Genomic DNA, 20,836 nt, shown 5'->3' with positions numbered 1-20,836 from the left:
GTGATCGACCGTTTCCTCATTTTCCTGCTGCGCCTGTACAAACGGCTGATCAGCCCCCTGCTCGGCCCCCGCTGCCGGTTCATCCCCAGCTGCTCCGAATACGCCATGACCGCCATCGGCCGCTACGGCGCGCTCAGGGGCGGCTGGATGGCCCTTCGCAGGATCGGGCGCTGCCACCCCCTGCACCCCGGCGGCCACGATCCCGTGCCCGACCCCCACCCCCACCCGCCCCGTACGGACAAGAACCCATGACAGACACCCTGATCGTCAACGCCCGCCTGGTGAACGAAGGCCGCGAATTCGACGGCGACCTGCGCATCCGCGGTGGCCGAATCGACGAAATCGGCAGCGGACTGACCGCCCGCGAGGGCGAAACCGTGGTCGACGCCGCCGGCCGGCGGCTGCTGCCCGGGATGATCGACGACCAGGTGCACTTCCGCGAGCCGGGCATGGAGTACAAGGCCGACATGGCCACCGAATCGGCGGCGGCGGTGGCCGGCGGGCTGACCAGCTTCATGGACATGCCCAACACCAGCCCACCCACCCTTGGCCGCGACGCGCTGGAGGACAAGTACGCCCGCGCCGCCGGCCGGGCGCGGGCCAACTTCGGCTTCTACATGGGCGCCAGCAACGACAACCTGGAGGACGTGCGCGCCATCGACCCGCGCACGACGCCGGGCCTGAAGGTGTTCATGGGCGCCTCCACCGGCAACATGCTGGTGGACGACCCGGACACCCTGGACGGGATCTTCCGCGACACCCCGGTGCCGATCATCACCCACTGCGAAGACACCCCGATGATCGACGCCGAGCTGGCGCGCTACCGGGAGCAGTACGGCGACGACATCCCGGCCCGCTGCCATCCGGACATCCGCTCGCGCGAGGCCTGCATCAAGTCCACCCGGCTGGCGCTGGAGCTGGCACGGCGCCATGGCACCCGGCTGCACGTGCTGCACATTTCCACCGCCGACGAGCTGGCGCTGTTCGAGCGCGGCCCGCTGGTCGACGCCGACGGCAGGGTGCGCAAGAAGATCACCGCCGAGACCTGCATCCACTTCCTGCGCTTCGCCCGCGAGGACTACGACCGCCTCGGCCACCAGATCAAGTGCAACCCGGCGATCAAGGACGCCTCCGACCGCGACGCCCTGCGCCGGGCCATCGCCGAGGACGTGATCGACGTGCTGGCCACCGACCACGCGCCGCACACCCTGCAGGAGAAGGACAATCCCTACGTGCGTGCCCCCAGCGGGCTGCCGCTGGTGCAGTTCGCGCTCAACGCCGCGCTGGAGTGCGTGCACGAGGGCCACTTCGACACCGCCACCGTGGTGCGCAAGTTCGCCCACGCCCCGGCGCAGCTGTTCGACGTGGCCGGGCGCGGCTTCCTGCGCGAGGGCTACTGGGCCGACCTGGTGCTGGTGGAGGACACGCCGTTCACCGTCACCCGCGAGCAGGTGCTCTCGCGCTGCGGCTGGTCGCCGTTCGAAGGCACCACCTTCCGCAGCCGGATCGCCTCGACCTGGGTCAACGGCCAGCTGGCCTGGGACGGCGAAGCGCTCGTGGGCGACGCGGGCGGGCGGCGGCTGGAGTTTGCCCGCTGATGCGTACGCTGCTGATGACCGCGGTGCTGGCCGCTGCCGCCGGTGCCTGTGCGGCCCACGCGCAGGCACATGCGCAGGCGTCCCGGCCCGCCAGCGGTGAACAGCCGCCGGCCGCGGCAGACGCCCGCATCGTGTTTCCGGCCAGCGTCCAGCAGGGCGCGATGGTGCTGGGCCGGGTTCCGCCGGGCAGCGCAGTCGAGTACGACGGCCGCAGCCTGCGGGTGACCGGGTACGGAAGCGTGGTCTTCGGCGTGGGGCGTGACGCCAGCGGGCCCGCGCGGGTCCTGGTGACCCGGCCGGACGGCGGCACGCAGGCGGTGGAAATCGCCGTCACCGCCCGCGACTGGCCGCTGCAACGGGTCGACGGGGTGCCTCCGGCCACGGTGGATCCGCCGGCGGCGCTGGCCGAGCGCATCCGCCGCGAGCAGGCGCTGGTGACGGCCGCGCGCGTGGACGACCGGCCGCTGACCGGATTCGCCCAGCATTTCGAACAGCCCGTCCAGGGGCGGATCAGCGGACGCTTCGGCCGCGCCCGGGTCTACAACGGCAAGCCCGGTTCTCCGCATTCGGGCATGGACATCGCCGCCCCGCAGGGCACCGCCATCCGGGCCCCGGCCGACGGCGTCATCACCCTGGCCGAGCCCGACCTCTACATCACCGGCGGCACCGTGCTGATCGACCACGGCCACGGCATCGGCTCCAACTTCCTGCACATGTCGCGCCTGGACGTGGCGGTGGGCGATGCGGTCAGGCAGGGCCAGGTGATCGGCGCGGTCGGCTCCACCGGCCGATCCACGGGGCCACACCTGCACTGGGGCATGACCTGGTTCGGCACCCGCATCGATCCGCAGCTGGTGCTTGAACGCCCCCGCTGAAGCCGGCGCGGCGAGGGGCGGCTAACCGCTGACCCGCGCCACCGCGTCGTGCGCGTGGAGGCTTTCGAAGTGCGCCACCCGGGCATCGAAGCGCGCCACCCGCTCGTCGGCCGACAGCACCGCCGCCACCCGCCGCGCCGCGTCCTCGCAGAACATCAGGTTGTCGGCGTTGAGCCGGGCGAACGCCTGCTCGTCCTCGCGCTTGACGGCGGTCTGCACCGGGGTTCCCAGCGCGTCCTCGATCGCATCCACCAGCGCGGCCAGCGGGATCTCGTCGAAGGACGGCTTCAGCTCCACCCGCACTTCGGCGCTGCTGCGCTGGGCGTGGGGCGTGGCCGCAAGCCCGCGTTCGGAAGCCAGCCACTCACCCACGGCCGCCGGTGACAGCGGGCGCGCTGCGGCGAAGTCGGCGGTGAAGCGCTCGGCGTTGGCCTGGCGCGACAGCGCCGCCGACGCCGGACAGGTGCTCGAATACTCCACCGAAAAGCCCAGCACCAGCTGGAAGTGGCCGTCGATGAGCGAGGCCTCCAGCTGCACCGGGTAGTTCTTCCAGCCGGAGTTGTCGCTGGCCAGCGCCGGGCGCCGCAGCAGGTGGTCGTAGCGCAGCACCACGCGCGCGGCGGTGGAAAGGCCGCGCTGCGACTCCACCAGATCCTGCAGCATCCGCCGCAGGCCGGCCGCGGTCATCGTTTCACCGGCAAACGCGTCCTGCACCCGCAGGTACAGCCGCGACATGTGGATGCCGCGCACGTCCGGCTTGCCCAGGTTCACCGACACGTCGGCCCGGGCCGGCACCTGGATCACGCCGCCCTGGCCATCCGCCAGCCTCAGCGGCAGCGCGATCCGCTCCATGCCCACCCAGTCCAGGGCGCGGGCGGCGAAGGCGGCGTCGTCGGCGACGTCGGGAAGTCTGGAAGCGGGGGATTGATCCATGGGGAACAGCCGGATTGAAGGGAGATTGGAACAACGGGAAGTTTAACTGCAGCGGGCCGAACGTCCGCGCAACGCTGCGTCCGGCATCGAAGCGATTGATCAGCCCGATCGCGCCGCGCGCCAGCTCATCGCCAGCACCCGCCAGCCCGGCAGCGCGGCCGGCTCTTGCCCGCGCGACAGCGCGCCGAGCCGGGCCCGCAGCAGCGCCGCGTGGATTCTGCGCACATGGGCCGCGGGCAGCCGGGAAGGCCAGTGCTCCAGCAGCCACGCGGTGTCCGCATCCGCGCCCGCCAGCAGCGCGCGCTCGCCGAGCAGCACGACGGCCGGCGCGTCCGCGTTCGCCGGGGCGGCAGGCTCGCGCCCGTCCTCGGCGACAAGCGCCGCGTCACAGGCCCACACCGCCGATCCCAGCCCGGCCAGCGCCGCGGCCGCCTCGGCAGCGGGCTGTCCACGGGTGCCCGGCAGCACGTTCAGCGCCCGCCCCAGCCGGCTCCAGGGCGCCGGCTGCCGCTGCAGCACTTCACCCAGCGGGTGCCGCCGCGCGCCCTTCTCCCAGCCTTCCAGTTCCTCATGCCACCAGGCCAGCTTGGCCAGCCCCGGGGTCGGGTCGGAGCCGCCCCACGCCGCCTCGTACAGCTCCTGCAGCAGCGTGAACCAGGCGTCCACGGCCGGCCGCCGGGCGGCGGGAACGAACACTTCGGCCACGTTCCACTCCGGCCACCGGGAACGCCACTTTTCGATGAAGCTCGCCGCGGTGCCCTTGCCCTCTTCGCTCATCGCGCGCCAGCCGTGGCCGGCCAGGCGGAGGGATCAAGCAGCTCCCGCACGTCTTCGGCCAGCACGTCGCCCTGCCAGGCCACCGGGTCGTCCTCGGCCAGGCGGTAACCCCACAGGGCCACCACCGACGGCATGCGGGCGGCGCGGGCGGCGATGATGTCGCGCTCGTCATCGCCCACGTAGACGCACTCGCCCGGCGCCACGCCCACCGCTTCGGCGGCGTGCAGCAGCGGCAGCGGATGCGGCTTGCGCTCGGCCAGGCTGTCGCCGCCCACCAGCACCGCGCAGCGCGACTGCCAGCCCAGCTGCGGCAGGATCTCGCGGGCCAGGGACTCGGGCTTGTTGGTGACGATGCCCCAGCTGGTGCCGGCCGCCTCCAGCGCCCCGAGCAGCTCTTCCACCCCGTCGAAGGGCCGGCTGTGGCGGCCCAGCTCCTGGCGGTAGATGTCCAGGAACTCGGGCACCAGATCGGGCAGCCGCTGCGGCAGGATCTCCGGGAACGCCACCGCCGACATCGCCCGCGCGCCCTTGGACACCACCGGCCGCAGCGCCTCCAGCGCCATCGGCCCGGCGCCGCGCGCGGCGCGCATGCGGTTGACCGTGGCGAGCATGTCCGGCGCGCTGTCGAGCAGGGTGCCGTCCAGGTCGAACAGCACCGCGGGCGGGAAACCGCCGCCGGTGGCCTCAGGCGCCATTGCCGGCGTCCGGCTTGAGCGCGCAGGCCAGGTAGTTGACGTCGGTGCGCGAGGACAGCCGCGCGGCGTTGCGCCACGGCATGTAGGCCATGCCGCTGACGTCCTCCAGCTGCAGCCCGGCCTCGCGCAGCCACGCCGCAAGCTCCGAGGGCTGGATGAAATCCTGGTAGGCGTGGGTGCCCCTGGGCAGCAGCCCGGCCACGTACTCCGCCCCGACGATGGCCAGCGCAAACGCCGCCGGGGTGCGGTTGAGGGTGGACAGGAACAGCCGGCCGCCCGGCTTGAGCAGCGTCGCGCAGGCCCGCAGGATCGCGCCCGGATCAGGCACGTGCTCAAGCATTTCCATGCAGGTGACGACGTCGAAGCTGGCGGGGCGTTCGGCCGCCAGCGCTTCCACCGCCTTGACCTGGTAATCGACCTCCACGCCGGACTCCAGCGCGTGCAGCCTGGCCACCCTGACCAGCTCCTCGGCCAGGTCGATCGCCGTCACCGAAGCGCCCTCGCCCGCCAGCGCCTCGCTGAGCAGGCCGCCGCCGCAGCCCACGTCCAGCGCCTCGGCGCCGCGCAGCGTGGCCCGATCGGCCACGTAGCCCAGCCGCACCGGGTTGAGCGCGTGCAGCGGCTTCTGCGGGCCCTGCGGATCCCACCAGCGGCTGGCCAGGGCGGCGAACTTGTCCAGTTCGGACTGGCGGAAATTGGCGGCGGTCACTTCAGCTGCACTCCGGCAATGCGCTCGCGCCACTGCCTGGCGTTGGCCACCAGGGCAGCGGTATCCATGTCGACCAGCTCGCGCCCGGCCAGCTTGCGGCGGCCGGCGATCCACACGTCGCTCACCTGGTGGCGGCCGGTGGCGTAGACCAGCTGCGAGAGCACGTTGTGCAGCGGCTGGGTCTCGATGGGGGAAAGATCCACCAGCGCCAGGTCGGCCTGCTTGCCGGGCTCGATCGAGCCCACCAGGTGGTCGAAGCCGATGGCCTTCGCTCCGCCCAGGGTGGCCGCGCGCAGGGCGCTGGCGGCGCTGAAGCCGGCCGCGTCCCTGGCCACCGCCTTGGCCAGCTGGGCCGCGGTACGGGTCTCGCCGAACATGTCCAGGTCGTTGTTGCTGGCGCAGCCGTCGGTGCCGATCGCCAGGTTCACCCCGGCCCGCTCCAGCGCGCACACCGGGCAGAAGCCGGAGGCCAGCTTGAGGTTGGATTCGGGGCAGTGCACCACCGACACCGCGCGCTCGGCGCACAGCTCGATCTCGGCCCGGGTCAGGTCGGTCATGTGCACCGCCACCAGCCGGTCGTTGACCAGCCCCAGCCGATCCAGGCGCGCGATCGGGCGCTGGCCGTACTGCTTCAGCGACTCCTCCACCTCCTGGGTGGTCTCGTGCAGGTGCAGGTGCACCGGCACGTCGAGCTGGTCGGCCAGCATGCGGATGCGCTCGAAGCTGGCGTCCTTGACCGTGTACGGGGCGTGCGGGACGAAGGCGGTGTCGATCAGCGCGTCGCCGCGCCACTGGTCGTGCACCTCGCCGGCCTTGTCGAAATACTCGTCGTCGCTGCCGGCCCAGGCGGTGGCGAAGTCGATCACCGGCAGGCCGACGCGGGCGCGGAAGCCGTGCTGCTTGTAGGTCGCCGCCTGCACGTCGGGGAAAAAGTAGTTCTCATTGACGCAGGTGGTGCCGCCGCGGAGCATCTCGGCGATCGACAGCGCCACCCCGTCGGCCACGAAGGCCGGCCCGATCACCGCGGCTTCGATCGGCCAGATGTGCTGGTTCAGCCACACCATCAGCGGCAGGTCGTCGGCAACCCCGCGCATCAGGGTCATCGGGTTGTGGGTGTGGGCGTTGACCAGGCCCGGGATCAGCACGCCGTCCGGGCGCGAGAGGGTTTCCTTCGGCGCGAAACGGGAGCGGGCCTCGGCGGCCGGCAGCACCGCCACGATTTCACCGTCGCGCACCGCCACCGCGTGGTCTTCGAGCACCACGCCGTGCGGTTCGACCGGCACGACGTGGCCGGCTTCGATCAGCAGGTCGACGGATTCGGGGGCGTGGTCGGTCATCGGCTCGTGGCGGTTGCTGGGCGTGATCACTTCACCCGGCTGACGTACTCGCCGGAGCGGGTGTCGACCTTGATCACTTCCTCCTGGCCGACGAACAGCGGCACCCGCACCACGGCGCCGGTCTCCAGGGTGGCCGGCTTGCCGCCGCCGCCGGAGGTGTCGCCGCGCACGCCCGGATCGGTCTCGGTGATCTGCAGCTCGACGAAGTTCGGCGGCACCACCTGGATCGGGTTGCCGTTCCACAGGGTGACCACGCACTCCTCCTCGCCCTTGAGCCACTTCTCCGCGCCGCCCATGCCGGCCGCGTCGGCCTGCACCTGCTCGAAGGTCTCCGGGTTCATGAAGTGCCAGTACTCGCCGTCGCTGTACAGGTACTGCATGTCGGTGTCGATCACGTCCGCGCCTTCCACCGAGTCGGTCGACTTCATGGTGATTTCCTGCACCCGGCCGGTGCGGATCTGGCGGTACTTCACCCGGGTGAAGGCCTGGCCCTTGCCCGGCTTGACGAAATCGGTGTCGGTGATGATCGCCGGTTCGCCGTTGACCAGGATCTTCATCCCGTTCTTGACGTCGTTCATGCCGTGGGTGGCCATACGGGTTGCTCCTGCGTTTGCCGCCGCGCGGGCGGATTGGAAAGGCGTGGGCCGCGCCGGGGCCGGCGGGCGACGGTAAACTAGCCGGACATGATACCCGCAGCACCCGTACCCATGCAGCCACGGCGCTGGCAGCAGGCCTGGCGCGAAGCCGTGCGCGACCCGCGCGAACTGCTCGCCATGCTGGGCCTGGAACAGGCGGGCCTGGCCATCTCCGACGCCGCGGCGGCGCAGTTCCCGCTGCGCGTGCCGCGCGGCTTCGTGGCCCGGATGCGGCACGGCGACCCCGCCGACCCGCTGCTGCGCCAGGTGCTGCCGCTGGACGATGAAATGCGCCCGGTTCCCGGCTTCACGGCCGACGCGGTGGGCGACGGCGCGGCCCGGGCCGGCCGCGGCCTGATCCGCAAGTACCGGGGCCGGGCCCTGCTGGTGGCCACCGGCAGCTGCGCGGTGAACTGCCGCTACTGCTTCCGGCGCCACTTCCCCTACGCCGAGGAAACCGCGGCGGCGGCGGGATGGCGCGAGGCCGTTGCCGCGATCGCCGAAGACCCCGGCATCGACGAGGTGATCCTGTCAGGCGGCGATCCGCTGTCGCTGGCCACCTCCAAGCTCGCCGAGCTCACCGACGCCCTGGCCGCGGCGCCGCAGCTGCGCCGCCTGCGCATCCACAGCCGCCTGCCGGTGGTGTTGCCCGAGCGCATCGATGACGAGCTGCTCGCCTGGCATCGTGCCCTGCCCTGGCCGGTGACCGTGGTGATCCACGCCAACCACGCCAACGAGTTCGACCCGTCCGTGGACGCGGCGATGGGCCGGCTGCGCGGGGCCGGCGCCACCGTGCTCAACCAGGCGGTGCTCCTGCGCGGCGTCAACGACGACGAAGACGCCCTGGCCGCGCTGTGTGAACGCGGCTTCGAGGCCGGCGTGCTGCCCTACTACCTGCACCAGCTGGATCGGGTGGCCGGCGCCGCCCATTTCGAGGTGCCCGACGCCCGCGCCCTGGAGCTGCACGCCACCCTGCGCGACCGCCTGTCCGGCTACCTGGTGCCCCGGCTGGTGCGCGAAGTGGCCGGAGATGGTTCCAAACGTCCACTTTGAGGCGCCCGGCATGGACGCGGCGCCACTGTCATGGCATAAGGCCCGGTGCATCGGGGGAGGGTAAATGGCGAAAAATCAGGACAACGCGCTGCGTCTGATGGTGGTCGACGACAGCATGGAAGACGCCGAGGCGATCGTCAGCACGCTGCGCAACGCCGGCATCGCCGTGCGCCCGCTGCGTCCCGCCACTTCCGAAGAACTGGCCGGGATGCTTGCCGGCCAGGGCATCGACATGGTGCTGGCCGCGGTGGACGCCACCGGGATCGCCCTGGAGGACGTTTCCCAGCAGCTGCTGGCCAGCGGAAAGGACGTGCCGCTGCTGGCGGTGACGGGCTCGATCGACAGCGAAACCTTCAAGTTCGCCCACGGCCACGGCGTACGCCGGATCGTGCTGCGCGACAACTCCCAGCTTCTGCTCGGCGCCGTGCGCGACGAGCGCAACGACCTGGATGCGCGGCGGGCGCTGCGCCGGCTGGAAGTCCGGATCCGTGAGACCGAACGCCGCTGCGATGCGCTGATCGACTCCTCCCGCGACCCCATCGCCTACATCCACGAGGGCATGCACATCCGCGCCAACGGCGCGTACCTGGAGATGTTCGGCTACGACTCGTTCGACGACGTGGAAGGCATCTCACTGCTGGACATGGTGGCGTCCCAGCACGTGGAGGAGTTCAAGGACCTGCTCAAGCGCATGGCCAAGGGCGAACCGCCGCCGGCCCGCCACGAGCTGGAGGCCCGCGACATCGAAGGCAACGGCTTCCCCGCTTCGATGGAGTTCACCCATGCCCAGTACGAGGGCGAGCCCTGCCTGCAGGTGATCTTCCGCCGCGAGGAGACCGACCCCGAGCTTGCCCGCCAGGTCGAAGAGCTGCGCCAGCGCGACCAGGTCACCGGCCTGCTGAACCGGCCCACCTTCCTGCGCAGGCTTGAAGACGCGGTCTCCAACGCGGCCGATGCAGGCGGACGGCACGGCCTGCTGATGATCGAACCGGACAACTACCAGAACCTGCTGCAGGAAATCGGCCTGGACGCGGCCGATGACCTGGCCCAGGCGGCTGCCGAGCTCCTGCTCGCCTGCGTGGGCGAAGGAGCCGTGACCGCCCGCTACTCCGAGCACCGGCTCGCGGTGCTGGTTCCAGACGCCGACTACGGCGTCACCACGGAGCTGGCCAAACAGCTGCTGGCCGCCTTCTCCGGCAATATGTTCCACGTCGGCCGGCACTCGGTCGTGATCACCGTCAGCATCGGCGGCGTGCAGATCGGCGAAAAGATCGCCAGCGTCAGCCAGGTGCTGGCAAAGGCCGACGAGGGGGTACACACCGCCGCCGGCGTTGGCGGCAACCGCCACGAGATCTTCGACCCCGGCGCAGTCGACCGCGCGGAAGAGGAGCACGTCCAGGCCTGGGTCGCACGCCTTCGCGACGCGCTGGACAACAACGGCTTCGTCCTCCACTACCAGCCGGTGATCAGCCTGCACGGTGACAGCGGCGCGGTCTACGAGTCGTTGCTGCGGCTGGACGACGGTAAAGGCGAGCTGGTCAAGCCGCTCGAATTCCTGCAGATCGCCGAAGAGCAGGGCCTGCTGTGGGAGATCGACCACCACGTGGTCGGCCGTGCCATCGCCAGGATCGGCGAACGCATGAAGGCGGACAAACCCACCACGCTGCTGGTCAAGATCAGCCAGGCCTCGCTGCACGACGACAGCCTGGTGCGCTACATCGGCGAACAGCTGGCCCAGCACGGCGTGCCGGGCGAGTACCTGGTGCTGCAGCTGCCAGAAGCCAAGGTGTTCACCCACCTCAAGGCCGTCCGCGACTTCGCCGAGGCAATCGGCAAGTACGACTGCCGCCTGGCCCTGTCGCAGTTCGGCGTCGGCCTGGATTCGTTCCAGCTGCTCTCGCACCTGCAGCCGCACCTGCTCAAGCTCGATCGCAGCTTCAGCGAGGAGCTGGCGCAGAACGCCGACAACCAGCAGCGCGTGAACGAGATCGCGACCAAGGCGCGCGAGATGGGGATCCGCACCGTGGTCGAGCACATCCAGGATGCGGCCAGCATGTCGATCCTGTTCGGCGCCGGAGTCGACTATGCGCAGGGCAACTTCCTGGCCGGCACCGGCCCGGAGATGACCTACGACTTCGATTAGGAGCGCGCCGTGCGCGCTCCTGGCCCGGGATCGGAACAGCGGGTTCCCGGGCCGTCAGGCCCTGATCGTCATGCCCGACTTCACCGAGGCATTGCGCAGGGTGGCGATGCGCTCTTCCAGCGGCGGGTGGCTCATCAGCAGCTTCTTCAGCCCGGCGCCCACGCCGCCGCTGATGCCGAACGCGGCCACCTGCTTGGGCAGGGTGTTCTGGCCGTAGGTCTGGTTCAGGCGCTCCAGCGCGGCGATCATCTTCTCCCGGCCCGCCAGCTCGGCGCCGCCGGCATCGGCGCGGAACTCGCGCCGGCGCGAGAACCACATCGCGATCATGCTGGCGAACAGGCCGAACACCATGTCCAGCACGAACACCACCGCGAAATAGCCGATCCCCCCGCCCGAGTCGCGGCCGCCGCTCAGGTAGTTGTCCACCACCCGGCCGACGATGCGCGCCAGGAAGATCACGAAGGTGTTGAGCACGCCCTGCAGCAGGGCCATGGTGACCATGTCGCCGTTGGCCACGTGGGCCACCTCGTGGGCCAGCACCGCCTCCGCCTCGTCGCGGGTCATCGCCCGCAGCAGGCCGGTGGACACCGCGACCAGCGAGTTGTCGCGGCGCGCGCCGGTGGCGAAGGCGTTGATTTCCGGGGCGTCGTAGATCGCCACCTCCGGCATGCCGATGCCGGCCTCGCGGGCCTGGCGCTGCACGGTGGCCAGCAGCCACTGCTCGCCTTCGTTGCGCGGCTGGGTGATGACGTGGGCGCCGGTGGCGCGCTTGGCCGACCATTTCGACATGGCCAGTGAAATGAACGCGCCGCCGAAGCCGAACACGGCCGCGAACATCAGCAGCCCGGCGTTGGTGGCCGGATCGATGCCGAAGATGGCCATGACGATGCTGACCAGCGCCAGCACGGCGAGGTTGGTGGCGAGGAACAGGGCTACGCGCTTGAACATGGGGCTTTCGGCTCCGGGGAATGGAAGTGCCCGCGCTGATGGCGGGGCATGCCGCTGAATTATGTACGCACGAAGTGAATTTCAAGTTGCGCGATACTGATCCGATGCCGCCCGCACCCGCCCCCTACCGTGGCCGCTTCGCCCCCTCGCCCACCGGGCCGCTGCACTTCGGCTCGCTGCTGGCCGCCCTGGGCAGCTGGCTGCTGGCCCGCCGCGCCGGCGGCGAATGGCTGGTGCGGATCGAGGATCTGGATCCGCCGCGCGAAGTCCCCGGCGCCGCCCGGGCTCAGCTGCGCAGCCTGCATGCCTTCGGCCTGGTGCCGGACGGCGAGGTCATGTTCCAGAGCACCCGCGGCGAGGCCTACCAGGCGGCGCTGGATCAGCTGGTCGCGTCGGGAGATGCCTTCACCTGCCACTGCAGCCGATCCGACCTGGCCGGCGGGGGCGGCATCCACCGCGCCTGCGTGGCCGGCCGGCGGCGCCCCGACCCCGCGGTGCGGCTGCGGGTGCCGGACGGCACCACGGCCGGTTTCGAGGATCTGCTGCGGGGGCCGATCCGGCAGCGCCTGGACACGGAGGTCGGCGATTTCGTCCTGCGCCGTGCCGACGGCCCCTGGGCCTACCAGCTCGCGGTGGTGGTGGACGACGCCGCCCAGGGCATCACCCAGGTGGTTCGCGGCGCGGATCTGCTTGATTCGACCGCCCGCCAGGTCTTCCTGCAGCAGCGGCTGGGGCTGCCGACCCCCGAGTACGCCCACCTGCCCGTCGCCCTGGATGCCGATGGCGCCAAGCTGTCCAAGTCGCTCCATGCGCTGCCGGTGGGCGACGCCGACCCCGTTCCCGCCCTGCGCGCCGCCTGGGCCGCCCTGGGCCAGGAGCCCGCGCCGCTTGCGGGACTGCTCTCGCCACAGTCGCTGCTGGCCGCCGCCCTGTGCGCATTCGACCCGGAACTGCTGCTGGCCGCTCCGCCCACGTTCGCCGCAGCGCACAACACACCAGTCATCCGGCGTGCATAGAATCGGGTGGCATGCGCACTTTGCGCACCAGCCCACCACTCCCGGAGAGAAATGGACATGAGCACACGCGTGGCACTGGTTACCGGCGGCACCGGCGGCATCGGCACCGCCATCTGCAAGCGGCTCATCGACGCCGGCCACAAGGTGGCGACCAACTACCGCAACAAGGAAAAGACCCGCGCCTGGCAGGAAAAGATGAAGGCCGACGGCTACGACGTCACCGTCGTGCGCGGCGACATCTCCAGCCCCGAAGAAGCCGAAGCGATGGTGCGCCAGGTCGAAGAGGCGCTGGGTCCGGTCGACATCCTGGTCAACAACGCCGGCATCACCCGCGACGGCACCTTCCACAAGATGGCCGCCGAACAGTGGCACGACGTGATCAACACCAACCTCAACTCGGTGTTCAACGTCACCCGGCCGGTGATCAACGGCATGCGCGACCGCAAGTGGGGCCGGGTGGTGCAGATCAGCTCGATCAACGGCCAGAAGGGCCAGTACGGCCAGGCGAACTACGCCGCCGCCAAGGCCGGCATGCACGGCTTCACCATCTCCCTGGCGCAGGAGAACGCGCGCCACGGCATCACCGTCAATACCGTGTCGCCCGGCTACATCGGCACCGACATGGTGATGGCCGTGCCCGAGGCGGTGCGCGAGAAGATCGTCGCCCAGATCCCCACCGGACGCCTGGGTACGCCGGAGGAAATCGCCTACGCGGTGGCCTTCTTCCTGCCCGAGGAGGCGGCCTGGATCACCGGCGCCAACCTGTCCGCCAACGGCGGCCAGTACATGGGCTGGTAGCCGCCGCCGGGATGTCCGCGCCGGCGGCCGGACATCCCCTCGCGGGGCGCCGCTTCAACTTGCAAGCACCCGATGGCTGCGCCATGCTGCGTGGCAACAACCGCTTCAGGGTGCCCGCTCAATGAGCTCCGTCCGCGTCATCAAGAAGTATCCGAACCGCCGCCTCTACGACACCGAGATCTCCAGCTACATCACCATCGAAGATGTCCGCCAGCTGATCGTGGACGGCGAGGAATTCGAGGTGCTCGACGCCAAGACCGGCGCCGACCTGACCCGCCAGGTGCTGCTGCAGATCATCTCCGAGCACGAGCAGGAAGGCAGCCCTATCCTCTCGACCCGGCTGCTGAGCCAGATCATCCGTTTCTACGGCGACTCGATGCAGGGATTCATGGGCAGCTACCTGGATCAGTCCATGCAGGCCTTCATGGATCAGCAGCACCAGTTCCGCAAGCAGATGGGCGGCATGCTCGACCAGACGCCGTGGGCGATGATGAACAAGCTCACCGAGCGCAACCTGGAAATGTGGCAGGAATTCCAGCAGAACCTGACCGGCAGCGTCGGCCAGAAGCCTTCGGGCGACGACGACAAACGCGGACGCTGAGGCGGAGGATCCCATGGACAAGCGCATTGCCGTCGTCACCGGCGGCACAGGCGGTCTCGGCACCGCGATCTGCATTTCCCTGGCCCGCGCGGGCCGCAGCGTGATCGCCGCCGACCTGGGCGGCAACGACGAGCGGCTCGAAGCGTTCCGCGGCGAGGTCGACGGCCTGGACATCGGCTTCGCGGCGCTGGACGTCTCCGACTTCGACGCCTGCGCCGCCTTCGTGGCGGACACCGAGCGCGAGCGCGGCTCGCTCGACATCCTGGTCAACGCCGCCGGCATCACCCGCGACGTCACCCTGCGCAAGATGGATCGCGAGCAGTGGCAGCAGGTGATCGACGTGAACCTGGGCGGCGTGTTCAACATGTGCCAGCCTGTGGTGGCGGGCATGACCACGCGCGGCTTCGGGCGGGTGGTCAACATCAGCTCGGTGAACGGCCAGACCGGCCAGTTCGGCCAGGCCAACTACTCGGCCGCCAAGGCCGGCATGCACGGCTTCACCATGGCCATGGCGCGCGAAGTCGCGCGCAAGGGCGTGACCGTGAACTCGATTTCCCCCGGCTACTGCGAGACGGCGCTGGTCAAGGCGATGCCGCAGGAGATCCTCGACGGCATCGTCGGCAAGGTGCCGGTGGGGCGGCTCGGGCGGCCGGATGAGATCGCCCGCGCGGTGGAGTTCCTCACCGCCGACGACGCCGGCTTCATCACCGGCGCCAACCTGCCCGTCAACGGCGGGCTGTTCATCAGCTTCTGAGCCGGGCGTCGGGGCCTGGCCCCGACCTACCGGGCCTGTTCGCAGAAGCGCTCGCGGTATTCGAGCGCCTTGGGCATGAGCGCCTCCAGGTTCGCGATGCGGGTGGCCGAGCTGGGGTGGGTGGAGGCAAACTCCGGCGGCGCCTGCCCGCCGCTGCCCTGCCCCATGCGCTGCCACAGCGGCACCGACTCGCGCGGATCGAAGCACGCCGCCGCGGCCAGCATCAGCCCGACCTCGTCGGCCTCGGTCTCGTGCTTGCGCGCGTACGGCAGCAGGTAGCCGTAGCCCATGGCCGCCATCACCATCTGCTGCTGCTGCGGATCCATGCCGCTGAAGGCGCCGGCAGCCTGGCCGATCTGGCTCAGCCGCTGCTGGGCCATGCGCTGGGCGCCGTGGCGCAGCACCGCGTGGGCGATCTCGTGGCCCATCACCACCGCCATCGCGTCCTCGTTCTGCGCCACCGGCACCAGGCCGGTATAGACGGCCATCTTGCCGCCAGGCAGGGCGAACGCGTTGGCCTGGTCGGAGTCGATCACGTTCACTTCCCAGTCGAAATCCGCTGAAAAGCGCGTGGGCTCCATGCCGTGCTCGGCCGCCAGCGCGGCCTCCACCACCTCGACCTTGGCCACCAGGCGCTCGGCGATGTTGCGGATCTCGCGCGAGATGGTCGCGTCCGGATCCACCCACCGCTCCTGCTGCAGGATCTGCTGGTAGGCCTGCAGGCCCAGTGCCTTCTCATCCTCGGTCGACAGGTTGCGGTCGATCAGCACGTTCTCGCCGGTCACCGGATCCACGCTCTGGTTGGAATACCAGTACCAGGCGCCGTAGGCGATGAACGCCAGCAGCACCCATATCCGCAGTCCGCCCCCACGACGCCGGGCCGGACGCCCCTGGCCAGTATCCGGTTGCTGCCTCATCACGCTTCTCCGCAGGCTGTGGCGCCGGGGCGCCGGGAACGATCAAAGCTCGCGAACCACCCTGAAGCCGATCCGCGCATTGGTAGTGTCGCGGGCGGCCGGCGCCCGCCATGACGAGCGGGTCTGGTCGGGCGAACTGGCCCAGGCGCCACCGCGGATGACGAACATGCGGCAGCCCGGGTTGACCCAGGCCGCGGCGTCACGGGGGGCCCTTCGATAGTTGTCATGCCAGCAGTCGGCGACCCACTCGCTTACGTTACCGGCAAGATCGTGCACGCCCCATGCATTGGGCGTGAAGCTCCCCGCCGATGCCGGCCCCCAATGACCGTCCCCGTAGCCGTCGAACGCATTGCTCCAGCTGCGCCCGCCCTCCGAGCGATCCTGCTCGCCGGTGAAATTGCCCGAACCTTCCCGGGGGCTGCCCTCCCCCCACGGAAACGGCGTGGCCGAGCCGGCCCGCACGACGTATTCGAACTCCGCCTCGCTGGGCAGCCGGTAGCGGCGCCCGGTCTGCTCCGACAGCCACTCCACGTAGGCCTGCGCATCCTCGGCGCTCACGTGCAGCACCGGCATGGCATCGTCCGCCCGCCGCCCCGCATAGTCCGAGCGCCAGTCCACGTTGCTGCTGCGGACGAAGTTGCCGCTGCGCTCGTCCCAGGCCATCGAAAAGCCGCGCCGGGACGCCCGCGTCTGGTGGTCGGTGGCGTTCACGAAGCGGCGGAACTCGCCCACGGTGGTCTCGGTCATGGCCATGGCAAAGCCACGCTCGAAGCGGATGTTGCGCTGCGGCCGCTCCTGGTCGGTGGAACCGTCCTCGTCCTCGGGCGCGCCCATGGTGAAAGCCCCGTGCGGCACCACCACCATGCGCGGCCCGCGGCCACCGGTTTCCAGCGCGTCGGTGAACACCTGGCCCGGGCGGAACAGCCCGTAGTGCACGGCCAGGTCGATCCGCTCGCGCAGCTCGGCGGCGTCGGGATCCCCGGGGTCGGCGATGCGCAGCAGGTCGCCCAGGATCTCGCGCGCGCGCGCGATGCCGTCGAACTGGCCCAGTGCCGCCACGCCCTGGTCGCGCAGGCGCGCGATCCGGCCCTCGCGCAGGCGCGCGACCCGCGCGCGCGCATCCGGCACCGTGGCGCTCTCGGGCCGGATCTGTCCGGCGTGTTCCAGCCACCGGGCCGCGGTCTCGAAATCGTCCTCGTCCGCGGCATCCTCGGCGCGCCGAATCAGGGCGCTTTCCACCGCGGCCAGGTTCTGCATCGCGCGCGGCTGGCCCGGCGACAGCTCCAGCGCCCTGCGCAGGATGGCCAGCGCGCCGCCGCCGGTTTCGCCATAGCGACCGGCCTGCATCTCCTGCTCGGCCTGGCGGTTGAGCTCCCACAGCTGCTCGGCCAGATCCACCCGCTGCAGGTAGCCCTCGACCGCATCTCCGTCGGGCCATACCGCGCGCGCCACCGCCGCCACCCGGCGCGCTTCGCGCAGGGCCACGATGTCCTCGCCGGCCTCGGCCAGCGCCGCGTCGCCCATCGCCAGCACGCGCTCCCGGGAGCGCTCCAGGCCGGCCCGGGCTTCTTCGTCATCGGCGTCACGATCCAGCAGCGCCAGGTACAGCGGAATCGCCGAATCGCCGTCGTCGAACAGGCGATCCTGCTCCAGCGCCACCTCCGCCTGCTCGCGCACCTCGCCGGCCGTCTCCTCTTCCCCGTCCAGCTCGACCTGCGGCCGGCTCCAGGTCAGGCTGGCCGCCTCGCTGTCGTCACCGCTGATGGTGACGCTGCCCGAGGACACCCGTCCCTCCACGGCATCCACGGGCGCCTGGTCACCGCCATCGTCACGGCAGCCTGCACCCAGCAGCGCGATCAGGATGACGGTGGCAAGTACAGGCAGACGCAAACGGAGGTCTCGACAACAGGCTCGAACCGCGACGGTAGGGCGCGGTGCGGAGACCGTCAATCCGCCGCGAAGCGGTTCCGGCGCAACTTCGACCTGCTAACCTGCCGCCCCATGTCCGAATCCAAACCGATCTGGATCACCGATCCCGCCGTGCTGCAGCGGCACCTGGCCAGCAACCCGGCGCAGGTCGGGCTGGATACCGAATTCATCCGCGAGCGCACCTACTGGCCGCAGCTGGCCCTGGTGCAGCTGGCCATCGGCGATGACATCCTGCTGGTCGATCCGCTGGAACCGGGAATCACCGACGCCCTGCGCCCGCTGCTGCTGGACACGTCCATCACCAAAGTGATGCACAGTGCCGGGGAAGACCTGGTGGCCTTCCACCACGCCTGTGGCGCAGTGCCGGCGCCGCTGTTCGACACCCAGGTGGCCGCGGCGCTCACCGGCATCGCCGCCGGGATGGGCTACCAGCGGCTGGTCAGCGAACTGGTCGGGGTGGATCTGCCCAAGGGCGAGACCCGCTCGGACTGGCTCAAGCGCCCGCTGCGCCCCGCCCAGCTCGAATACGCGGCCGACGACGTCCGCCACCTGGCCGCCCTGCACGAGCGGCTGTCCCGGGCCCTGGAAGACTCCGGGCGCACGGAATGGTTCGAAGAAGACTGCGCGCGCATGCTCGCCACCGCCGAAAACGGCGCCGAGCGCTGGCCGCACCTGTCGTTTCGCGCCAGCCAGTACCTGGACGAGGCCGCGCGCACGCGCCTGCTGCGCCTGCTGCGCTGGCGCGAGGAGCACGCCCGCGAGCGCGACCGTCCGCGCAGCTGGGTGCTGGACAACGAGCTGGCTTCCGACCTGGCGCGCAACCCGCCCGCCGACCGGAACGCCCTGCAGCAGGTCCTCGACGCCCGCCCGAAAGCGCCGCGCAAGCTCGCCGCGCAGATCTGGAGCGCGCTGGACACCCCGCTTCCCGACGAAGACCAGGCGCCGCCGCCCCCCGCCGCCGAGGCAGACCGCAAGCAGGTTCGCCAGCTGCAGGACGCGGTCGCCGCGCACGGCGCCAGGCTGGGTCTGCCCGACGGCGTACTCGCCTCGCGCCGGAAGCTGGAGCAGCTGCTGGAAACCGGCCAATGGCCCGAATCCCTGGGCGGATGGCGCCGGGCCGAGCTTGAACCGGTGCTCACCCCGCTGCTGCCGTAACGCTTGCCCGCGGCCGCGTCGGCCGTATAATGCACCCCTCTCGATTCAACGGGGCCATAGCTCAGCTGGGAGAGCGCGTCGTTCGCAATGACGAGGTCGGCGGTTCGATCCCGCCTGGCTCCACCAAGATCCAAACGCAAGCCCCGGGCGCCCCACGGCCCCGGGGCTTTTCGTTTGGCTCCGGACATGCGGTTGGGAAACCGGCGACTCCATGCGAAAATGGCGCGATCACGGCCCCGTAGCTCAGCTGGATAGAGCGACGCCCTCCTAAGGCGTAGGTCGCACGTTCGAATCGTGCCGGGGTCGCCAAGTCCACATGTCCGATCGACCACACCACGGCCGTCGCAGCCGTGCCGCAGGCACGCATGGCGGCGTCCATCAACATGCCCCCCGTCGATCCCAATCGCAGGAGTCCTCAATGCCCCATCCCGTACTCACCGCCCTCGGCCTGAACGACAGCGAATCCGGCACCTACCTCGGCAACGGCGAGTGGTCGAAGGCCACCGGCGCCGGCGTGCTGGAGCCGATCAACCCGAGCAGCGGCGACGTGCTGTCGAAGGTGCAGGCCACCACCGCCGAGGATTACGAGACCGTGATCACCCGCGCCCAGGAGGCGTTCAAGACCTGGCGCACCACCCCCGCCCCGCTGCGCGGCGAAGCCGTTCGCCTGTGCGCCAACGCCCTGCGCGAGCACAAGGACGCGCTGGGTTCGCTGGTTGCCCTGGAAATGGGCAAGTCCAAGCCCGAGGGCGACGGCGAGGTGCAGGAGATGATCGACATCGGCGACTTCGCCGTCGGCCTCTCGCGCCAGCTGTACGGCCTGACCATGCACTCCGAGCGCCCCGGCCACCGCATGTACGAGCAGTGGCACCCGCTGGGCGTGGTCGGCATCATCTCCGCCTTCAACTTCCCGGTCGCGGTGTGGGCCTGGAACGCGCTGGTGGCCGCCGCCTGCGGCAACATCTGCGTGTGGAAGCCCTCGGCCAAGACCCCGCTGTCGGCCATCGCCTCGATCCGGATCTGCAACGAAGCCCTGAAGAAGGGCGGCTTCCCGGACATCTTCTTCCTGATCAACGACGCCGGCAACGAGCTGGCCGAGCAGTTCGTCGATGACCGCCGCGTCAACCTGGTCAGCTTCACCGGCTCGACCAAGGTCGGCCGCCACGTCGGCGAGCGCGTGGCCCGCCGCCTGGGCCGTTCGCTGCTGGAGCTGGGCGGCAACAACGCCATGATCGTGGATGAGACCGCCGACCTGAAGCTGGCGATCCCGGCCATCGCCTTCGGCGCCGTCGGCACCGCCGGCCAGCGCTGCACCACCACCCGCCGCGCCTTCATCCACGAGTCAATCTACGACGACGTGCTGGAGAAGCTGGTGGCCGCCTACAAGCAGGTGGAAACGAAGATCGGCGACCCGATCGACCCGGCCAACCTGATGGGCCCGCTCAACAGCCCCGAGGGCGTGCAGGCCTACCTGGACGCGATCGAAAAGGCCAGGGCGGCCGGCGGCACCGTCGCCACCGGCGGCGAAAAGCTCGACCGCAAGGGCAACTTCGTGCTGCCGACCATCATTACCGGCCTGACCAACGACGCCGAGATCGTGCAGACCGAGACCTTCGCCCCGATCCTGTACGTGATGAAGTTCAGCGACCTGGACGAGGCCATCGCGATGCAGAACGACGTCCCGCAGGGCCTGTCCTCGGCGATCTTCACCGAGAGCCTGAAGGCCTCGGAGAAGTTCCTCTCGGCGGCCGGCTCGGACTGCGGCATCGCCAACGTCAACATCGGCACCTCGGGCGCGGAAATCGGCGGCGCCTTCGGCGGCGAGAAGGACACCGGCGGCGGCCGCGAGTCGGGTTCGGACGCGTGGCGCGCCTACATGCGCCGCCAGACCAATACCATCAACTACTCCGACGACCTGCCGCTGGCCCAGGGCATCAAGTTCGACCTGTAACAGACCGGCGCG

20 protein-coding genes and 2 tRNA genes are annotated in these 20,836 nt (G+C 70.4%); 13 read left to right on the top strand and 9 right to left on the bottom strand.

The window, feature by feature from the left end:
* From yidD to ACOZ90_RS00100, 3 genes are read left to right on the top strand one after another with little or no spacing between them, the layout of a single operon-like run.
* Positions 1-252: a membrane protein insertion efficiency factor YidD gene (gene yidD / locus ACOZ90_RS00110; protein ID WP_422891602.1), complete on the top strand. Its 252-nt coding sequence runs from the start codon at positions 1-3 to the stop codon at positions 250-252.
* Complete coding sequence (locus ACOZ90_RS00105) at positions 249-1,598, top strand: dihydroorotase (RefSeq protein WP_422891601.1); 1,350 nt, start codon at positions 249-251, stop codon at positions 1,596-1,598. Before yidD ends, ACOZ90_RS00105 begins: the two co-directional genes overlap by 4 nt.
* Positions 1,598-2,473, top strand: a complete 876-nt coding sequence (locus ACOZ90_RS00100; RefSeq protein WP_422891600.1) for a M23 family metallopeptidase — start codon at positions 1,598-1,600, stop codon at positions 2,471-2,473. Before ACOZ90_RS00105 ends, ACOZ90_RS00100 begins: the two co-directional genes overlap by 1 nt.
* 21 nt (positions 2,474-2,494) lie before the next feature.
* Here the strand turns inward: ACOZ90_RS00100 and folE2 are convergent, their stop codons facing one another.
* From folE2 to efp, 6 genes are all read right to left on the bottom strand, one after another.
* Positions 2,495-3,406: a GTP cyclohydrolase FolE2 gene (gene folE2, locus ACOZ90_RS00095; protein WP_422891599.1), complete on the bottom strand. Its 912-nt coding sequence runs from the start codon at positions 3,404-3,406 to the stop codon at positions 2,495-2,497.
* A 99-nt stretch (positions 3,407-3,505) separates the two neighbouring features.
* Positions 3,506-4,183, bottom strand: coding sequence for an isoprenoid biosynthesis enzyme family protein (locus ACOZ90_RS00090; protein WP_422891598.1), 678 nt, complete (start codon positions 4,181-4,183; stop codon positions 3,506-3,508).
* Positions 4,180-4,878 (bottom strand): phosphoglycolate phosphatase, encoded by a 699-nt coding sequence (locus ACOZ90_RS00085; protein ID WP_422891597.1) that lies wholly within the window; start codon positions 4,876-4,878, stop codon positions 4,180-4,182. Before ACOZ90_RS00085 ends, ACOZ90_RS00090 begins: the two co-directional genes overlap by 4 nt.
* The gene (gene ubiG, locus ACOZ90_RS00080; RefSeq protein ID WP_422891596.1) at positions 4,868-5,587 is read right to left on the bottom strand and encodes a bifunctional 2-polyprenyl-6-hydroxyphenol methylase/3-demethylubiquinol 3-O-methyltransferase UbiG; all 720 of its coding nucleotides are present in this window, start codon (positions 5,585-5,587) and stop codon (positions 4,868-4,870) included. Before ubiG ends, ACOZ90_RS00085 begins: the two co-directional genes overlap by 11 nt.
* A complete protein-coding gene (locus tag ACOZ90_RS00075; RefSeq protein ID WP_422891988.1) occupies positions 5,584-6,924 on the bottom strand; it encodes a TRZ/ATZ family hydrolase in 1,341 nt (446 codons plus the stop codon). Before ACOZ90_RS00075 ends, ubiG begins: the two co-directional genes overlap by 4 nt.
* A gap of 26 nt (positions 6,925-6,950) precedes the next feature.
* Positions 6,951-7,517 carry an elongation factor P gene (gene efp / locus ACOZ90_RS00070; RefSeq protein WP_422891595.1) on the bottom strand — a complete coding sequence of 189 codons (567 nt, stop codon included), beginning with the start codon at positions 7,515-7,517 and terminating at the stop codon, positions 6,951-6,953.
* A 90-nt stretch (positions 7,518-7,607) separates the two neighbouring features.
* Between efp and epmB the strand changes: the two genes are divergently transcribed.
* Together epmB and ACOZ90_RS00060 are read left to right on the top strand one after the other, a co-directional pair.
* Positions 7,608-8,612, top strand: coding sequence for an EF-P beta-lysylation protein EpmB (gene epmB / locus ACOZ90_RS00065; RefSeq protein WP_422891594.1), 1,005 nt, complete (start codon positions 7,608-7,610; stop codon positions 8,610-8,612).
* Positions 8,613-8,676: 64 nt separating this feature from the next.
* Positions 8,677-10,755 (top strand): EAL domain-containing response regulator, encoded by a 2,079-nt coding sequence (locus ACOZ90_RS00060; RefSeq protein WP_422891593.1) that lies wholly within the window; start codon positions 8,677-8,679, stop codon positions 10,753-10,755.
* A gap of 54 nt (positions 10,756-10,809) precedes the next feature.
* On the opposite strand, the gene htpX is transcribed toward ACOZ90_RS00060, so the two are convergent.
* Positions 10,810-11,703: a protease HtpX gene (gene htpX, locus ACOZ90_RS00055; protein WP_422891592.1), complete on the bottom strand. Its 894-nt coding sequence runs from the start codon at positions 11,701-11,703 to the stop codon at positions 10,810-10,812.
* A gap of 104 nt (positions 11,704-11,807) precedes the next feature.
* On the opposite strand from htpX, the gene gluQRS reads away from it, so the two are divergent.
* From gluQRS to phbB (ACOZ90_RS00035), 4 genes are all read left to right on the top strand, one after another.
* Positions 11,808-12,719: a tRNA glutamyl-Q(34) synthetase GluQRS gene (gene gluQRS / locus ACOZ90_RS00050; protein WP_422891591.1), complete on the top strand. Its 912-nt coding sequence runs from the start codon at positions 11,808-11,810 to the stop codon at positions 12,717-12,719.
* A 57-nt stretch (positions 12,720-12,776) separates the two neighbouring features.
* Positions 12,777-13,517 carry a beta-ketoacyl-ACP reductase gene (phbB, locus tag ACOZ90_RS00045; protein ID WP_422891590.1) on the top strand — a complete coding sequence of 247 codons (741 nt, stop codon included), beginning with the start codon at positions 12,777-12,779 and terminating at the stop codon, positions 13,515-13,517.
* 121 nt (positions 13,518-13,638) lie between these two features.
* A complete protein-coding gene (gene phaR, locus ACOZ90_RS00040) occupies positions 13,639-14,118 on the top strand; it encodes a polyhydroxyalkanoate synthesis repressor PhaR (protein WP_422891589.1) in 480 nt (159 codons plus the stop codon).
* Positions 14,119-14,131: 13 nt separating this feature from the next.
* Entirely contained in the window at positions 14,132-14,872 is a 741-nt protein-coding gene (gene phbB, locus ACOZ90_RS00035; protein WP_422891588.1) for an acetoacetyl-CoA reductase, read from the top strand.
* A gap of 26 nt (positions 14,873-14,898) precedes the next feature.
* On the opposite strand, the gene ACOZ90_RS00030 is transcribed toward phbB (ACOZ90_RS00035), so the two are convergent.
* The gene (locus ACOZ90_RS00030; RefSeq protein ID WP_422891587.1) at positions 14,899-15,789 is read right to left on the bottom strand and encodes a M48 family metallopeptidase; all 891 of its coding nucleotides are present in this window, start codon (positions 15,787-15,789) and stop codon (positions 14,899-14,901) included.
* A gap of 42 nt (positions 15,790-15,831) precedes the next feature.
* Positions 15,832-17,679, bottom strand: coding sequence for an SUMF1/EgtB/PvdO family nonheme iron enzyme (locus ACOZ90_RS00025; protein ID WP_422891586.1), 1,848 nt, complete (start codon positions 17,677-17,679; stop codon positions 15,832-15,834).
* Positions 17,680-17,790: 111 nt separating this feature from the next.
* Here ACOZ90_RS00025 and rnd point away from each other — a divergent pair, with 111 nt between their 5' ends.
* From rnd to amaB, 4 genes are all read left to right on the top strand, one after another.
* On the top strand, positions 17,791-18,873 hold the full coding sequence (rnd, locus tag ACOZ90_RS00020) for a ribonuclease D (RefSeq protein WP_422891585.1): 1,083 nt from the start codon (positions 17,791-17,793) through the stop codon (positions 18,871-18,873).
* A gap of 50 nt (positions 18,874-18,923) precedes the next feature.
* A tRNA-Ala gene (locus ACOZ90_RS00015) sits at positions 18,924-18,999 on the top strand.
* 106 nt (positions 19,000-19,105) lie between these two features.
* Positions 19,106-19,182 (top strand) — tRNA-Arg (locus tag ACOZ90_RS00010).
* Positions 19,183-19,291: 109 nt separating this feature from the next.
* Positions 19,292-20,824 carry an L-piperidine-6-carboxylate dehydrogenase gene (amaB, locus tag ACOZ90_RS00005; RefSeq protein WP_422891584.1) on the top strand — a complete coding sequence of 511 codons (1,533 nt, stop codon included), beginning with the start codon at positions 19,292-19,294 and terminating at the stop codon, positions 20,822-20,824.
* Positions 20,825-20,836: the final 12 nt, after the last annotated feature.

Origin of the sequence: Luteimonas dalianensis (assembly GCF_049339425.1) — a bacterium.
Lineage (GTDB): Bacteria > Pseudomonadota > Gammaproteobacteria > Xanthomonadales > Xanthomonadaceae > Luteimonas > Luteimonas dalianensis.
Note: the sequence above shows the minus strand (reverse complement) of the source record. Positions and strands in the feature narration are given on the sequence as shown.

Coding starts and splice junctions, on each gene's coding strand:
- ACOZ90_RS00105 (WP_422891601.1), top strand. CDS start 249: ATGACAGACACCCTGATCGTCAACGCCCGCCTGGTGAACGAAGGCCGC.
- ACOZ90_RS00100 (WP_422891600.1), top strand. CDS start 1,598: ATGCGTACGCTGCTGATGACCGCGGTGCTGGCCGCTGCCGCCGGTGCC.
- folE2 (WP_422891599.1), bottom strand. CDS start 3,406: ATGGATCAATCCCCCGCTTCCAGACTTCCCGACGTCGCCGACGACGCC.
- ACOZ90_RS00090 (WP_422891598.1), bottom strand. CDS start 4,183: ATGAGCGAAGAGGGCAAGGGCACCGCGGCGAGCTTCATCGAAAAGTGG.
- ACOZ90_RS00085 (WP_422891597.1), bottom strand. CDS start 4,878: ATGGCGCCTGAGGCCACCGGCGGCGGTTTCCCGCCCGCGGTGCTGTTC.
- ACOZ90_RS00075 (WP_422891988.1), bottom strand. CDS start 6,924: ATGACCGACCACGCCCCCGAATCCGTCGACCTGCTGATCGAAGCCGGC.
- efp (WP_422891595.1), bottom strand. CDS start 7,517: ATGGCCACCCACGGCATGAACGACGTCAAGAACGGGATGAAGATCCTG.
- epmB (WP_422891594.1), top strand. CDS start 7,608: ATGATACCCGCAGCACCCGTACCCATGCAGCCACGGCGCTGGCAGCAG.
- ACOZ90_RS00060 (WP_422891593.1), top strand. CDS start 8,677: ATGGCGAAAAATCAGGACAACGCGCTGCGTCTGATGGTGGTCGACGAC.
- htpX (WP_422891592.1), bottom strand. CDS start 11,703: ATGTTCAAGCGCGTAGCCCTGTTCCTCGCCACCAACCTCGCCGTGCTG.
- gluQRS (WP_422891591.1), top strand. CDS start 11,808: ATGCCGCCCGCACCCGCCCCCTACCGTGGCCGCTTCGCCCCCTCGCCC.
- phbB (WP_422891590.1), top strand. CDS start 12,777: ATGAGCACACGCGTGGCACTGGTTACCGGCGGCACCGGCGGCATCGGC.
- phaR (WP_422891589.1), top strand. CDS start 13,639: ATGAGCTCCGTCCGCGTCATCAAGAAGTATCCGAACCGCCGCCTCTAC.
- phbB (WP_422891588.1), top strand. CDS start 14,132: ATGGACAAGCGCATTGCCGTCGTCACCGGCGGCACAGGCGGTCTCGGC.
- ACOZ90_RS00030 (WP_422891587.1), bottom strand. CDS start 15,789: ATGAGGCAGCAACCGGATACTGGCCAGGGGCGTCCGGCCCGGCGTCGT.
- rnd (WP_422891585.1), top strand. CDS start 17,791: ATGTCCGAATCCAAACCGATCTGGATCACCGATCCCGCCGTGCTGCAG.
- amaB (WP_422891584.1), top strand. CDS start 19,292: ATGCCCCATCCCGTACTCACCGCCCTCGGCCTGAACGACAGCGAATCC.